Origin of the sequence: Myroides gitamensis (assembly GCF_029894455.1) — a bacterium.
Classification (GTDB): Bacteria; Bacteroidota; Bacteroidia; order Flavobacteriales; family Flavobacteriaceae; genus Flavobacterium; species Flavobacterium odoratum.
Genome location: NZ_JARYHN010000001.1, coordinates 2,476,808 through 2,491,579, shown reverse-complemented (window position 1 = coordinate 2,491,579; position 14,772 = coordinate 2,476,808). Strand labels below are relative to the sequence as shown.

14 protein-coding genes and 1 pseudogene are annotated in these 14,772 nt (G+C 35.3%); 10 read left to right on the top strand and 5 right to left on the bottom strand.

What is annotated here, in order from left to right; translation table 11 throughout:
• Positions 1–627 carry a WbqC family protein gene (locus M2306_RS11020; RefSeq protein ID WP_115092591.1) on the top strand — a complete coding sequence of 209 codons (627 nt, stop codon included), beginning with the start codon at positions 1–3 and terminating at the stop codon, positions 625–627.
• A gap of 107 nt (positions 628–734) precedes the next feature.
• Here the strand turns inward: M2306_RS11020 and M2306_RS11015 are convergent.
• The 4 genes and pseudogenes from M2306_RS11015 to M2306_RS11000 form a co-directional block, all read right to left on the bottom strand.
• A pseudogene (locus tag M2306_RS11015) lies at positions 735–1,825 on the bottom strand (peptidylprolyl isomerase).
• A 5-nt stretch (positions 1,826–1,830) separates the two neighbouring features.
• Positions 1,831–2,382, bottom strand: coding sequence for an FKBP-type peptidyl-prolyl cis-trans isomerase (locus M2306_RS11010; protein WP_115092592.1), 552 nt, complete (start codon positions 2,380–2,382; stop codon positions 1,831–1,833).
• Positions 2,375–3,397 carry a DHH family phosphoesterase gene (locus tag M2306_RS11005; RefSeq protein ID WP_115092593.1) on the bottom strand — a complete coding sequence of 341 codons (1,023 nt, stop codon included), beginning with the start codon at positions 3,395–3,397 and terminating at the stop codon, positions 2,375–2,377. The genes M2306_RS11010 and M2306_RS11005 overlap by 8 nt, the downstream gene beginning before the upstream one ends.
• 78 nt (positions 3,398–3,475) lie before the next feature.
• The gene (locus M2306_RS11000) at positions 3,476–4,159 is read right to left on the bottom strand and encodes a Crp/Fnr family transcriptional regulator (RefSeq protein ID WP_115092594.1); all 684 of its coding nucleotides are present in this window, start codon (positions 4,157–4,159) and stop codon (positions 3,476–3,478) included.
• 129 nt (positions 4,160–4,288) lie between these two features.
• Here M2306_RS11000 and M2306_RS10995 point away from each other — a divergent pair, with 129 nt between their 5' ends.
• The 9 genes from M2306_RS10995 (at position 4,289) to M2306_RS10955 (ending at position 13,987) form a co-directional block, all read left to right on the top strand.
• Positions 4,289–6,670: a heavy metal translocating P-type ATPase gene (locus tag M2306_RS10995; RefSeq protein ID WP_259187848.1), complete on the top strand. Its 2,382-nt coding sequence runs from the start codon at positions 4,289–4,291 to the stop codon at positions 6,668–6,670.
• A gap of 85 nt (positions 6,671–6,755) precedes the next feature.
• Positions 6,756–6,962: a cbb3-type cytochrome oxidase assembly protein CcoS gene (gene ccoS / locus M2306_RS10990; RefSeq protein ID WP_002990283.1), complete on the top strand. Its 207-nt coding sequence runs from the start codon at positions 6,756–6,758 to the stop codon at positions 6,960–6,962.
• A 6-nt stretch (positions 6,963–6,968) separates the two neighbouring features.
• Complete coding sequence (gene ccoN, locus M2306_RS10985; protein ID WP_259187851.1) at positions 6,969–9,152, top strand: cytochrome-c oxidase, cbb3-type subunit I; 2,184 nt, start codon at positions 6,969–6,971, stop codon at positions 9,150–9,152.
• Between the two features lie 15 nt (positions 9,153–9,167).
• Complete coding sequence (locus tag M2306_RS10980) at positions 9,168–9,374, top strand: cbb3-type cytochrome oxidase subunit 3 (RefSeq protein ID WP_002990287.1); 207 nt, start codon at positions 9,168–9,170, stop codon at positions 9,372–9,374.
• Positions 9,371–10,357, top strand: a complete 987-nt coding sequence (locus tag M2306_RS10975) for a cbb3-type cytochrome c oxidase N-terminal domain-containing protein (RefSeq protein ID WP_259187852.1) — start codon at positions 9,371–9,373, stop codon at positions 10,355–10,357. The genes M2306_RS10980 and M2306_RS10975 overlap by 4 nt, the downstream gene beginning before the upstream one ends.
• Before the next feature lie 101 nt (positions 10,358–10,458).
• Entirely contained in the window at positions 10,459–11,880 is a 1,422-nt protein-coding gene (ccoG, locus tag M2306_RS10970) for a cytochrome c oxidase accessory protein CcoG (RefSeq protein WP_259187853.1), read from the top strand.
• Positions 11,881–11,900: 20 nt separating this feature from the next.
• Positions 11,901–12,350: a FixH family protein gene (locus tag M2306_RS10965; RefSeq protein WP_115092599.1), complete on the top strand. Its 450-nt coding sequence runs from the start codon at positions 11,901–11,903 to the stop codon at positions 12,348–12,350.
• 6 nt (positions 12,351–12,356) lie between these two features.
• Positions 12,357–13,052: a sulfite exporter TauE/SafE family protein gene (locus tag M2306_RS10960; RefSeq protein WP_115092600.1), complete on the top strand. Its 696-nt coding sequence runs from the start codon at positions 12,357–12,359 to the stop codon at positions 13,050–13,052.
• Positions 13,053–13,588: 536 nt separating this feature from the next.
• Complete coding sequence (locus M2306_RS10955; protein WP_115092601.1) at positions 13,589–13,987, top strand: hypothetical protein; 399 nt, start codon at positions 13,589–13,591, stop codon at positions 13,985–13,987.
• A gap of 128 nt (positions 13,988–14,115) precedes the next feature.
• Here M2306_RS10955 and M2306_RS10950 read toward each other — a convergent pair whose 3' ends face one another.
• Positions 14,116–14,562 (bottom strand): hypothetical protein, encoded by a 447-nt coding sequence (locus tag M2306_RS10950; protein ID WP_115092602.1) that lies wholly within the window; start codon positions 14,560–14,562, stop codon positions 14,116–14,118.
• Positions 14,563–14,772: the final 210 nt, after the last annotated feature.

Here is a 14,772-nt window from a genome sequence, read left to right as displayed (position 1 = left end):
ATGTCGAATACAATTATACTACATCCGACTTATTTTCCTTCTATAAGTCACTATGTAGCGATGGCGCAAGCAGAAGAGCTTGTTTTTGAAGTAGAAGATAATTTTCAAAAACAAACCAATAGAAACAGAATGTATATTCACAGTGCTAATGGAATGCAAATGCTGAATATACCCATCAAGCACAACAAAGAAGGAATACATCAAAAGTTTAAGGAGGTTGAAATTGAATATGCCTTTGGATGGCAAAAGCAACACTTTAAGAGCTTAGAAGCAGCTTATCGTACTTCTCCTTATTTTGAGTATTTTGAAGATGATATTCGTTCTCTTTTTGAGAAACAACACAAGTATATGTTGGATCTGAATCTAGAGATTCACGACATTGTAACTGAATGTTTAGGTGTAGATTGGAAATACCGCAAAACAGATGAGTATCTAAAAGAAGTTTCAGCAGATGTAATTGATTTTAGAACATTAGTTAACGGCAAGAAAGATGAAAATCAATTCGAACCTTATATCCAAGTCTTTGATGATAAGAATGGATTTTTAAACAACTTAAGCATATTGGACTTGTTGTTTAATGAAGGAAGAAGCGCAGTTGCTTATTTACAACGTCAACACATAAAATAAATAGATAAACCACCTTTCGAGGTGGTTTTTTTATGCCTTTGTTTATAGAATAGCAATAGATACTTGTAGGCATAAAAAAATCCCCACTGTGAAGTGGGGATTTTTGATTATTTTCTATCAGCAGTTTCATATAATTTCATCTGAAACACTAAGTCTGTATTAGGAGGGATAGGACCAGCTCCACGCTCGCCATAAGCCATATGAGCAGGAATGAAGATAATTGCAGTATCTCCAAAATTCATTTGCTCAATACCTTCAATAAAACCTGGGATTAAGCCTGTTTTAGCTCCAAAGGTAAAAGGAATTGGGCTATATCCATTCATGTCTGCTCTGCGTTGATCAAATGCATCAAATTCCTGTGTTAAAGAAACAATGCTTGAATCAAATAAAAGTCCATTTTCAAAGAATCCTGCATAGTCAACAAATACTTCTTGACTGATTGCTGGTTTTTTACCTGCACCTTTTTCAACAATTACATAAGACAAACCTGAATCAAGTTTCGTTGCTTTGCTTTTTAAATCAGCGAATTGGCTTGCATATTTTTGTTGCGCACCTGCTAATTTATCTTCTTTTTCTTTTTTCTCTTTAGCTGCTTCTTCGAAGTAGTTTTTGAATACTTTTACAGCATCAAATTTTTTCGCTTCTTTTCCTTGACGGATAATTTTTACACTTTCGATTACGTCATCTTTTACAATGCTGTTTACTACATCTATTCCTTTTACTGTATAACCGAAAACAGAGTGTCTGTTATCTAAAAACTGAGTAGGTTTGTGTGTAATAAAGAATTGACTTCCATTCGTAAAAGGACCACTGTTAGCCATAGATAAAGTTCCTGGTTTATCGTGAGTTAATTCGGGTGAAAACTCATCTTTAAACACATAACCTGGACCACCAGCACCTGTTCCGGTTGGATCTCTCCACCTTGGATTACGAAATCGTTCTCTACACGGTGAAATTTAATTCCATCATAATATTGTTTGCCTTTGTATTTTTCATCGACAAAAGGGTTTTTTCCTTCAGCTAAGCTCACAAAGTTTGCCACAGTTACAGGCGCCTTTTGATACGCTAACTCAACGATGATATGACCTTTGTTTGTTTGAATGTCTGCGTACAAACCATCAGGTAAATCTGATTTTTGCGTAGTACAAGACGACACTAAAGCGACTAAACTTAAAATTAGACTCGTCATTTTTTTCATTTTTATTAATTAGATTTTTTGATTGATTCCAGTGAAATAATGAAAATTAAAGGTTGGTTTTTTGCAATAGCCTTTTGATCCCCTAAATAGCTATACGCTAAACTAGAAGGGCTTAATACCTTGATACTTTCAGTAGGTTTTAAAATTTTTAAGCTATGGCGCAAAACAGGTAAGATATCTTCTTCATCAACTTTATAGGTCAATGTGCCGATTTCTTTTTGCGTATAGATAACGCTGTCATTCGCTTGACGTATTTCATACGTGTATTGAACGATATCGCTCTTCTGAGGAAGGACCGAATCCTTAACCGCTCTTTTTAAGTAAGTAAACCAAAACCCTGAATTCGAGTGAATATAGGTATTGGCAACGTCCTTTGTTCTGTATTTGGTAAAGATATCTTCTTCGCTTTCTCTCAATTCAATATTGCGGTCAATCGAAAGCTTTGTTTCTACTGAACGCGAATTAGAAATAGGTTTTCGAGCATCTTGTTTCTCTTGACAACTCGTCATAAGAAAAACGCTAGCAAGAAGAGTGAAGCAAAGCGTATACTTAAACATAAAAATCTTGTTTGTGTTGTTTTACAATGTCGATATAGCGTTGAATTGTTTCATCCAGTGAAAGGGTAGATTTACCTCCTGCTGCATTGATATGTCCACCCCCTTCAAAATAAGTACGAGCAAATAAATTTACATCCAAATTACCTGATGAGCGGAACGAAATTTTAATAATTCCTTCTTCTTTGCGTTCAATGAAAAAAGCAGTTAAATCAATTCCACTAATAGAAAGTCCGTAATTAACTAACCCTTCCGTATCTCCTTTTTGGTGGGAAAATTCATGCAAATCTTCCTCATTCAAATAAAGATAAGAAGCTTGCGTATCGGGAATCAAATGCAGATGCTGTAATGCTCGTCCCATTAACTGTAAACGGTTGAATGAACTATTGTCAAACAGCGCATGGTGAATCTTCGGATTGTCAATTCCTTTCTCAATTAAGGCAGCCACTACTTGGTGTGTTTTCGCCGTCGTTTTCGGGAATCGGAAAGAACCAGAATCAGTAACAATTCCAGTGTAAATACAAGTAGCTGCCTCTTGGTGAACCAAATCAGTCAAATCCATTTGTTCTAAAAGCGAATACAACAATTCACAGGTTGATCCAAAAGACGTATCAGAAAAGGTTAATTTGGCGTAATCTCCAGGCATTTGATGATGGTCAATCATGACAAAATCATTGGGTAAGCTTGCTAAAAAAGCGCCCATTTCATCTCCTGTACGAGATAAGATATTGAAATCTAGCGTAAAAATACAATCGCTATTTTTTAGTATATGTTGACCTGCAGGTTTATTAAAATCGTAGATTTTGATTGCTGCAGTACCAGGCATCCAAGCCAAAAAGTTTGGATACTCGTTGGGAGAGATAACTTCTACCTTATGTCCCAATTGTTTTAATACGTGATATAAGCCTAAAGAAGAACCAATAGCATCACCATCGGGGTTGCGATGTGGGATGATTGCAAAGGTCTTTGCCGGTAAACTAATAAGTTGTTTTAACGTATCTATTGATGTATGCTTCATAATGCGAAAATAAGTTATTTTGCATCATTTGCATAAAAATAAAGATGAATTTAATAAAATTAAAATAACAGTTCGCATTTATTCAGCCAATGCACGGAGCTCTCTCTTATCTAAAAGAATAATGTCTTTTCCTTTCAGTTGAATAATGCCATCTTTTTTCAATTCCGATAATAAACGAATACAACTTTCTGTAGCCGTTCCGACCATATTCGCTAAATCTTCACGGGATAATTTGATGTTTAAGGCTTGGGTCTCTGAAGAAGATCCTCCTAAGTCTTCCAACTTCAACAGCATAATCGCTAAGCGCTCTTTTACCGTTTTATGGGTTTGATTCGCTAAGTCTTGATCGGCATCTTTTAAGTGTGTACAGATATCTCGCGTAACCAACAAAGAAAATTTGTTGTTCTCCGTAAAATTGTCTAACATTTCTTTTTTAGGTATAAAACACACCTGCATATCTTCTAAGGCAGTAGCAGAAAGATTAGAAGCCTCCTCATTAATAATCGAACGTTGCCCCAATAGGTCTCCTCTTTTTGCCAATTTGACAATCGAGTCTTTTCCGTTTGAATTTAATTTTGTTAATTTACAGAACCCCTCTTTGATACAATAAACCCCATTTAAACTTTCGCCTTCCGAAAATAGATTTTCTCCTTTTTTAATAATAAAGTGGGTTTTTGTTTCTGAAATAGCTAGTAACTCCTCTCTAGTTAAAGCTTTTAGAGAACTGAATTCTCTAATCATACATTGCTCACATCTTCCCATACCTATATAAACTATTTTTTCATGCAGTTGGTAAAATACCTCTGCAAAGATAGTGCTATTTACTGATAAATGTCATAATTTTTAGGAGAATTAACTAAGACCTTTGTACAAGGTAAATGAGCAAATTTTATGGATAAAAAAGCGTGTTTTCATTGTGGTAACAGTGTTACTGCCTTTAATCGTATAGACTACGATGAGAAAATGTTTTGTTGTAACGGTTGTAAAACCGTCTACGAAATCTTTAATGAAAACGATTTAACCTGTTATTATGACCTGGAATCTACACCAGGAGCTACCCCCGAAGAGATAAATGGAAAGTATGATTTCTTGAGTAATCCAGACATTGTATCGAAATTATTAGAATTCAATGAAGGAGATACCGCTATTGTTTCGCTGTATATTCCGCATATTCACTGTAGCTCTTGTATTTGGATTTTAGAAAATCTACATAAATTAAATCCTGGAGTATACCGTGTTTTGGTTAATTTTCCAGAGAAGAAAGCCACAATTACCTTCAATACGGAAGCTATCGATTTAAAAGAAATCGTTCTCTTGCTTTGCCGTATTGGCTATGAACCTTATATCAGCTTAAAGAATTACGAAGAAAAACCCAATAGTATTGATCGCAGCTTGATCTATAAAATTGGAGTTGCCTTTTTCTGTTATGGAAATGTCATGATGCTGTCTTTTCCAGAGTACTTTAATATTGATGATATCTGGATGGATCAATACAAGAATTTCTTCCGTTGGTTGATTTTATTCTTGTCGTTGCCTGTGTTTTTCTATTCGGCATCACCTTATCACAAAGCCGCGTGGACGGGAATCAAAACAAAAAATTACACCATTGATATTCCGATGTCCTTGGGAATCATTGTCATGTTTATTCGAAGTACGGTGGATATTGTCTTTGATTTAGGTCCGGGGTTCTTTGATAGTATGACGATGCTGGTTTTCTTTATGTTGTTAGGGAAGTTATTTCAACAACGTACCTATAACTTCTTGTCTTTTGAACGCGATTACAAATCATACTTTCCGATTGCCATTACTAAATTGACAAAACAAGGAACAGAAGAACCAATTCAAGTCTATGATGTGGAACAGGGCGATCGCTTGTTAATTCGCAATCAAGAGCTTTTGCCAGTGGATTCTATCTTATTGTCAGAACGCGCTTTTATCGATTACAGTTTTGTAACGGGAGAAGCGATTCCGGTAGAAAAGAAATCAGGAGATAAACTTTTTGCAGGAGGGAAACAAATGGGAGAAGCTGTAGAAGTAGAAGCGATTAATAAGGTCTCTCAAAGTTATTTGACCCAATTGTGGAGCAATGAGGTATTTCAAAAACGAGTGGATTTGAAATACAAAACGATTACCGATACAGTAAGTCACTATTTTACTCCAGCCTTGTTGACAATTGCTGTATTGGCATTTACAGGATGGGCCTTTGTGGATTTGAATAGTGCCTTTAATGTGGTAACAGCGATCTTAATTGTGGCTTGTCCATGTGCCTTAGCACTAACTGCACCATTTACATTGGGAAATGCCATTCGTATTTTGGGGCGCAAAAAGTTCTTTTTGAAAAATGTAACGGTCGTAGAGCAAATGGCAAAAGTGGATACACTCGTTTTTGATAAAACGGGAACCATTACCACCAATGCACAATCGACAATTCAATATGAAGGAGTAGAATTAGATAAAGAACAACAAGCAGATATCAAAAATATGGTTCGCGCATCGAACCACCCTTTGAGTCGAAAGCTCTATGCTTTTTTACAGGCAAAAGTCGTAATCAAGCCCACGCAGTTTGAAGAAATTGCCGGAAAGGGAATTGTTGGAGAAATTAATGGAAAAGACTATAAGATTGGTTCTGCAACCTTAGTGGGAGCAAAGGTAACAGAACGCTTAAATGAAACAGCAGTATACATTGCAATCGATGGACAGTATGTCGGGAAATTCATTTTTGAAAATCACTACCGACCAGGGTTGGAAGAGTTGTTTAAAGGCTTGAGTCAACACCACTATAAACTGAGTATTCTTTCTGGGGATAATGAAGGAGAAAAAGCTTACTTGGAATCTGTTTTGCCTCCAGGAACTGCTTTGGCCTTTAATCAAAAACCAGAAGAGAAATTGGAGTATGTCAAAGCGTTACAAGACAAAGGAGGGAATGTAATGATGATTGGCGATGGATTAAATGACGCTGGAGCGTTAGCGCAAAGTAATGTAGGAGTATCGGTGTCAGAGAATGTAAATGTCTTTACGCCAGCCAGTGATGCAATCCTAGATGCCAGTGTTTTTGATCAGCTGTTGGGGTACCTTCAATTTTCTAAACAATCTGTTAAAGTTATCAAAATCAGCTATGTGCTTGCTTTAACGTATAATGTGATTGGTATTACGGTGTCCATTATGAATATGATGTCACCTTTATTAGCAGCAATTTTGATGCCAATCAGCACGTTTACAATCATTAGCTTTGTTACTTTATTGACAAATTATTATGGAAAAAAGATAAAATAAAAAAACTAATTATTAGGTTTTTGGTGATATTTATCATAGTTTTAGGTAAAATATATTGTTAACTTTGTTTTAATAATTATCAGGTATGAGTGTTATATATTTCTTAATTAGCATCAGTGTTTTCGTAGCAGGGATCTTTCTCTACATTTTCATTCGATCCGTGAAAAGTGGTCAGTTTGACGACGCTTATACGCCTTCTGTTCGTATGTTGTTTGATGATGAACTGAAAAAAACGAAACCTAAAGAGGAGGAAAAAGACAAAAAAATTAATCAAAAAGAAAATCAAATATAAACAACTATGGAAGTGCAACAATTTTATTATGACAACAAAATTGTAAAGAAATTCCTTTACGCGTCGATCTTTTTCGGGGCTATTGGTATGCTTGTAGGATTACTATTAGCGGTGATGTTTATATTTCCTAACTTAACGGATGGAATTCCTTGGTTAAGTTACGGAAGACTACGTCCGCTACATACGAATGCAGTTATTTTTGCTTTCGTTGGAAATGCAATCTTTGCAGGGGTTTACTATTCTTTACAGCGTTTGTGTAAGTCAAGAATGTACAGTGATGTTTTGAGTAACATTCACTTTTATGGATGGCAAGCCATTATTGCTGCTGCAGCAATTACTTTGCCTTTAGGTTTTACTACTTCAAAAGAGTATGCTGAATTAGAGTGGCCAATTGATATCGCAATTGCGGTTATTTGGGTTACTTTCGGTATCAACATGATTATGACAATCATCAATCGTAGAGAACGTCATATTTATGTTGCTATCTGGTTCTATTTAGCAACTTTCGTTACAGTAGCAGTATTACACATCTTCAACTCATTAGAGTTACCAGTACACGGATTAAAATCATACTCTGTGTATGCTGGGGTTCAAGATGCACTGGTGCAGTGGTGGTACGGACACAATGCCGTGGCCTTCTTCTTGACAACACCATTCTTAGGATTGATGTATTACTTCTTGCCAAAAGCGGCGAATAGACCGGTGTATTCTTACCGCCTATCTATTATTCACTTCTGGTCTTTAATTTTCTTGTATATCTGGGCTGGACCTCACCACTTATTATACTCAGCTTTACCAGAATGGGCACAAAACTTAGGAGTAGTTTTCTCTGTGATGTTAATTGCACCATCTTGGGGAGGTATGATCAACGGATTACTAACATTACGTGGAGTTTGGGATAAAGTAAGAGTAGATCCTGTATTGAAATTCTTCGTAGTAGGTATTACGGGATACGGGATGGCAACATTTGAAGGGCCAATGTTATCGTTGAAAAACGTAAACGCGATTGCACACTATACAGACTGGATTATTGCTCACGTACACGTTGGAGCCTTAGCATGGAATGGTTTCATGACTTTCGGTATGGTGTACTGGTTAATCCCTAGAATGACAAAAACAGAATTATACTCTAAAGCATTAGCGAATTTCCACTTCTGGATCGGAACATTAGGTATTATTCTTTATACGATTCCTTTATATGTAGCAGGGTTCTCTCAACACTTAATGTGGAAAGACTTTGATCCATCAGGAACATTAAAATACGGAAACTTCCTTGAAACAGTAACGGCTATTATGCCAATGTACGTGATGCGTGCAATTGGAGGATCGTTCTACTTAATTGGATTATTCGTGTTAATCTACTTAGTGTATAAAACAGTAAGAGCTGGTAAACCAGTAGAAGACGAATTAGCTGAAGCACCAGCATTAAAAAGAATTTCTGCTTCTCGTTTAAAAGGAGAAGCTTGGCATACTTGGTTAGAAAGAAGACCAATCCAATTTACAATCTTAACAACAGTTGCGATTTTAATTGGGGGTATCGTGCAGATTGTTCCTACAATCTTCGTGAAATCTAATATTCCAACGATTTCAAGTGTGAAACCGTATACTCCACTAGAGTTAGAAGGTAGAGACTTGTATATCCGTGAAGGATGTGTGGGATGTCACTCGCAAATGATTCGTCCATTCCGTTCGGAAGTAGAACGTTACGGTGAGTATTCAAAATCTGGAGAATATGTATATGATCATCCATTCTTATGGGGTTCTAAACGTACAGGACCAGACGTAATGCGTGTAGGACAGAAATATTCAGATATCTGGCATTTCAACCACATGTATAATCCACAATCAACATCTCCAGGGTCTATTATGCCAGGATATAAATGGTTGTTCGATAACAAACAAGCGGATTTCTCTCACATTGAGAAGAAAATGAGCGTAATGAGAACGTTAGGTGTGCCTTATACAGATGAGGATATTGCAAATGCAAGACAATCAATGAAGGAGCAAGGAGAACAAATTGCGTTGAATTTCCAAACAGATCCGGATTATAAAGATTCATATTTAGCTAGTGAAAAAGCTGCTAAAGAAAATGGACAAGAGTTCGTTCCGATGAGCGAGCGTGAAATTGTAGCTATGGTTGCTTACCTACAACGTTTAGGTACAGACATCAAAAATAGAGTTGAGGAATAATAAAAAAGGAGCATTATGTTGAAATTTATTAAACATACAATGGAAACTATAGGTGGGATTGAGATTTACCCGATTATCTCCCTGCTGATTTTCTTTACCTTTTTTGTAGGCTTGTTTGTATGGGTATTTACCTATAAAAAAGAGACGATTGAGGAATTGAGCAATATGCCGTTTCTAGATGATGAAAAGCACAATGTTGATCCTAATTCAAAAAAATTATGAAAAAGTATTTTCCAGTATATGTAAGAGTTCCATTACTATTCTTGCTATTTTATGTATTAGTAGAATGGGTAGCAGGCGGAACAGCACAAAGACCTGCTTTTGTAGATCATCCTGCAGTACTTATTTTGTTGGGATTGTTTTTATTCGCTTTAATAGCAGTAGAAATAGTTGCATTAGCAACCAATAGAGTACTAAGACGATTGATGACGCCTGAAGAAATCGCAGAAAAAGAAAGAGAAGATAACCTTTCATTTTCGGATAGACCTTGGGTGAAGAGATTAATGCAGAAAATGACTCGTACTAAAGGTATTAGTGATGAAAATGAGTTGTTATTAGAGCATGACTACGATGGTATTAAAGAGTTAGATAATGAATTACCACCATGGTGGGTAGGTTTATTCTATATTACCGTTATATTCTCTGTTGTTTACTTATTGAGATTCCACGTATTTGGAGGCGACAACCAAATTGTAGAATACGAAAAGTCAGTGGCAATTGCCAAAGAACAAATTGAAGAATATAGAAAGACTGCCGCAGATTTAATCTCAGCAGACGAGGCACAATACTTAACGGATGAAAGCTCGTTAGCAGCAGGTAAAAAGATTTTCGAAATGAACTGTGTGGCTTGTCACCAAGCTGACGGTGGTGGAGGAATCGGACCGAACCTAACGGATGATCATTGGATTTTAGGTGGAGGTGTTAAAAATATTTTCCACACGATTGCTAAAGGAGGAAGACCTGGTAAAGGAATGGTGGATTGGGAAAAAACATTAAAACCATCTGAAATTGAAAAAGTAACATCCTATGTTATTTCATTAAACGGAACAACTCCGGCAAGCCCGAAAGAAGCAGAAGGAGATATCATTTGGTCTAAAGCTGAAATAGATGGAGCAAGCGGAGACGCTGCCGAAGCGACAGAACCAGCAACGGAAACAAGTGATGATGCTTCAACTGCTGATGCAGCTGAAGTAAGTCAAGAGTAATCCCTTGACAAAACAAAAAAAACTAATAAACATATAAGAAAAAAGGAGTTGAGTGAGTATTTTACATGCTCAGCTCCTTTTTATAAAACACACACAAGGCTATGGAAAATGGAAATAATGAGAGTTTTAGAGACTCGATAAGTACCATTGACAAAGATGGTAAAAGAGCTTGGATTTATCCGAAGAAGCCATCCGGTCCATTCTACAACAAAAGAAAAATAGTTAGTTATTTACTGCTAATTTTTTTAATAGCTGCACCCTTCATAAAGATTAACGGAAATCAATTTTTGTTATTTAATGTTATAGACAGAAAATTCAACATTTTTGGCTTCCCATTTTGGCCACAAGATTTTTATTTGGTCGTAATTTCAATGATTATCGGTGTTGTTTTTGTAACCTTATTTACGGTTTCATTCGGTCGTATTTTCTGCGGTTGGATATGTCCGCAAACTATTTTTATGGAAATGGTTTTCAGGCGTATCGAATATTGGATTGACGGGGATAGAGGAGCGCAAATGAGATTAGACAAACAACCTTGGAATGCGGAGAAAATACGCAAGAGACTCTTGAAGTGGTTCATTTTCTTTGTGATTTCTTTTATCATTGCCAACGTTTTCTTATCCTATATTATCGGAAGTGACGCTGTGCTTTTAATGGTAGAAGATGGGCCATTTGTGCACATGGGGAATTTTGTCGGTTTGATTATTTTTACCTGTGCTTTCTATTTTGTCTTTACTTGGTTCAGAGAACAAGTATGTGTGATTGCTTGCCCTTATGGGCGTTTACAAGGGGTTTTACTCGATAATAAATCCATCATTGTTGCTTATGACCACGTAAGAGGAGAAAGCACAAACGGAAGAGCAAAACTGAAAAAAAATATTGACAGAAAAGCAGAAGGTTTTGGTGATTGTATCGACTGTAAACAATGTGTGAACGTTTGTCCAACAGGAATTGATATTCGAAACGGAACGCAATTAGAATGTGTGAATTGTACAGCTTGTATTGACGAATGTGATTTCGTAATGGAAAAAGCAGGGTTCCCTAAAGGCTTAATTCGCTATGCGTCTGAAGAAGAAATTGTAGAGAATAAAAAATATCAGTTTACACCAAGACAAAAAGGATATACTGTGGTATTGTCTATTTTAGTTGTCATCTTAATTGGACTGGTATTCTTGAGAACGGATGTTGAAGCAAGAGTATTGCGTGTTGCAGGAAAAACGTTTGAACACAAAGGAGCGAATATCTCTAACGTATATACGTTTAAGGTTATGAACAAAACGATGAAAGACTACGATAATTTGACCTTTAAAGTGAAAAATCCAGAAAGTGCAGAAGTGAAAGTGGTTGGTAAGGATATCATCGAAGTTAAAAAAGAAAATTATAGCGAAGGAGTACTGTTTATCGAAATTCCTCAAAAGGATCTCGATGGATATAGTACAAAAGTAATTATTGAAGTGTATGATGGGGATCGTTTGATTCAAACAACGAAAACCAACTTCTTAGGCCCGCGCTTATTGAATTAAAAATTAAAAAATAGTTAGGTATGAAATTTAATTTTGGAACAGGAATCGTAATAGCTATAGGCTTATTTATGATATTCATTTTACAATATGTCATTCGCGTTCAATTTGATGCGAAATACGATAACCAATTGGTAACGGAAAATTATTACCAACAAGAAGTTGAGGTGGATTCACGTCGTGAGAGAGAAATGGAAGCACTGAAACTCGAAGAACAAGTTACAATATACAGCACAAGCGAGGGAATTAAATTTACGTTCCCTTCTAGCTTTGACTATAATAAAATACATGGAAAAATATTCCTATACAGACCGTCTAACCAGCAATTAGACTTTGATACTCTCATATCATTGTCTTCTTCCAATTTGCTCATACCTAACACAAATCTGGTAGACGGTCGTTGGGATATTGTGGTTGAATGGAACTATAATGATGTATCTTATCGAAATGTAAAACAACTAACGATAAAGTAGAAAAATTTGATTTCGGCACTTATTTTTGGCTTAGTAAGTAGTCTGCATTGCATCGGTATGTGTGGACCCATTGCTTTAATGTTGCCAATTAGCCAGCATAACCCAGTTGTAAAAATTAGGCAGATGTTCACCTATCACATAGGAAGAATAGCTGCCTATTCTTTATTAGGGGTTGTTTTTGGTTTGTTTGGTAAAGGTTTGTTTTTAGCAGGATTTCAACAACAGTTATCTATTGTTGTCGGAATTATCATGATTGTGTTGGCTCTTGTTCCATCCAATCGAATTGGTAATTTCAATGTGTTGAAACCGCTGTATCGATTTGTAAACTGGATCAAATCTTCGCTGGGAAAACAGTTTAAAAAGAAGTCACCCAAAGCCTTGTTTCTCATTGGTTTTTTTAATGGATTCTTACCTTGTGGAATGGTGTATGTTGCCTTATTTGGCGCTTTAGCAACACAAGATGTAGTAATGGGAATGGCTTATATGGCCTTATTTGGGGTAGGAACAATTCCCTTGATGAGTTTGGTGATTTATTTTAAAAATTTGTTCTCTGATGGATTCAGAAGAGGGATAATGAAATACTATCCCGTTGTTATTGTGATTATTGGAATGTTATTCATTATAAGAGGTTTGGGGTTAAACATCCCTTATTTATCCCCAGATACCTTGAATTTATTCGTACGAGGGGAGGCGATGTGTTAAATAAAACTTAATTATGTGACTTTTGCCTCGATTGCTTGTCTTAAGTATAGAACAGCAGGAAATACGAAGTTTATTAGCTATGAAAAAGAGTACTAACTGTTGTTCAAATTGCTATAGAAAAAGATTAAAAAAAAAGGAAAGCGCATGCTTTCCTTTTTTTTATGTGTATCTCTTATTTCGAGTTCTAGTATGGATGGTGTAAGGACATGCTAGGAAAGGAGCTTTTTTAGGGTTTTTATTTCTTTTTGAAGGGATAAAAATGAACACTATATGTTCATAAATTTCTATTTATAGGTGATTATCATAAAATTTTGAATTATTTGTTTGGTTTGTTACTTTTTTTGGTGTTAATTTTTTGGTTTTATAGTTGATTATTTACCCTGTTTTTAATGTATTTTTTATTATTTAATATAAAATATAAGGAAATAAATGTTTGATTGGTATAAGATTAATGGATTGCTAAAAATAAGAGACTGTTTTTTAGCTTGCGTAATAATGCTTAAATTCACATAGGAAAAAATTAAAATTTGTTGTTTATGAAAGCAAAAGTACAGTATAACGATTTCAAAGGTACTGTAGCTGCAGACATATCAGATATGATTGCAGTTAACAAAGGAAATTACATCAGTAGTATTGGGGAGTACTTCGGTGTAGATCAGGAGCGTTTTAGAGTTGTAGGAGTATCACTACAAGGAATTCAAGATTTTGAATTAACAATGCTTTGTGTTGACAAAGAAAAAAGCACTCCATTCAAAGATCATTTAGTGAAAATGCAATTTGATCTTGATGCAGAAGGCCAAAAACAAATGTTAGGTTTGTTATTTAAAAGATTGAATGTCGTTCTTTTCGATTCAGGAGAAGAAAATCTTGACAGCGACAATTATGATGAGATTGTAAATTATGCAGATCATCACCAAAAAGAATATTTGGATTAATAAGTGAATTAATTGTATCAAATAAAAAGGTTCTTGTAAAACAAGAACCTTTTTTTATTTGTAGTAAATCCTTTGTAACATCCTGTTTCATTCAGTAAGCAAAGGAACTTTTATTTTTTAGTTGATGATTAATAGTTGTCTTTACGCCAGATGGCTACGTCCGCTAGAATTTTATCTGTATCAGAATGAACGCTTTCTAAGTAATTTTCTGTATACAAAGTGTAAGTAACTTTATCTAAACGCAATTTTACTTTCGCGTTGTTGATTACTTTTACAGAGATTTGTTTCGATGAGTCAACAAATAACTGGTGACGCTTCGAAGTTTGATCTTCTTCTAATGTTAGAAAAATCGGCGCTTGTACTCCATTTAGCTTGGTATCTTGTTGATAAACTAACGTTGCTTTACCATCTTTATAAGTAAAGTAGTAGTTCTTAAACATAAACGTTTTTGCAGTAAATACTTTTGTTTTGCTTTTATCTAAAGTGTAAGGTGAAGAAACTATAGTTTCAGTAGTTTGACAGCTCTGTACAAGAGGCGTCAAGGCTAATAGGGTAAGAAGAAATAGTTTTTTCATAAGCTTATTGGTGTAATTCTATAAGACCAAAATAGTATAATAATTCAATAAAACAAAATATTTTTTAAATTATATTGATTTTTAAACTGTTTTTAGTCCGAAAGTAAAGGTATTTCAATCAGAAAAGCTGATGAATTGGTAAAAACTGCTTTTAAACTAGAAGTGATATATATCAGCCTTTATCAAAAAAATGAGGCGTAATTTAATACT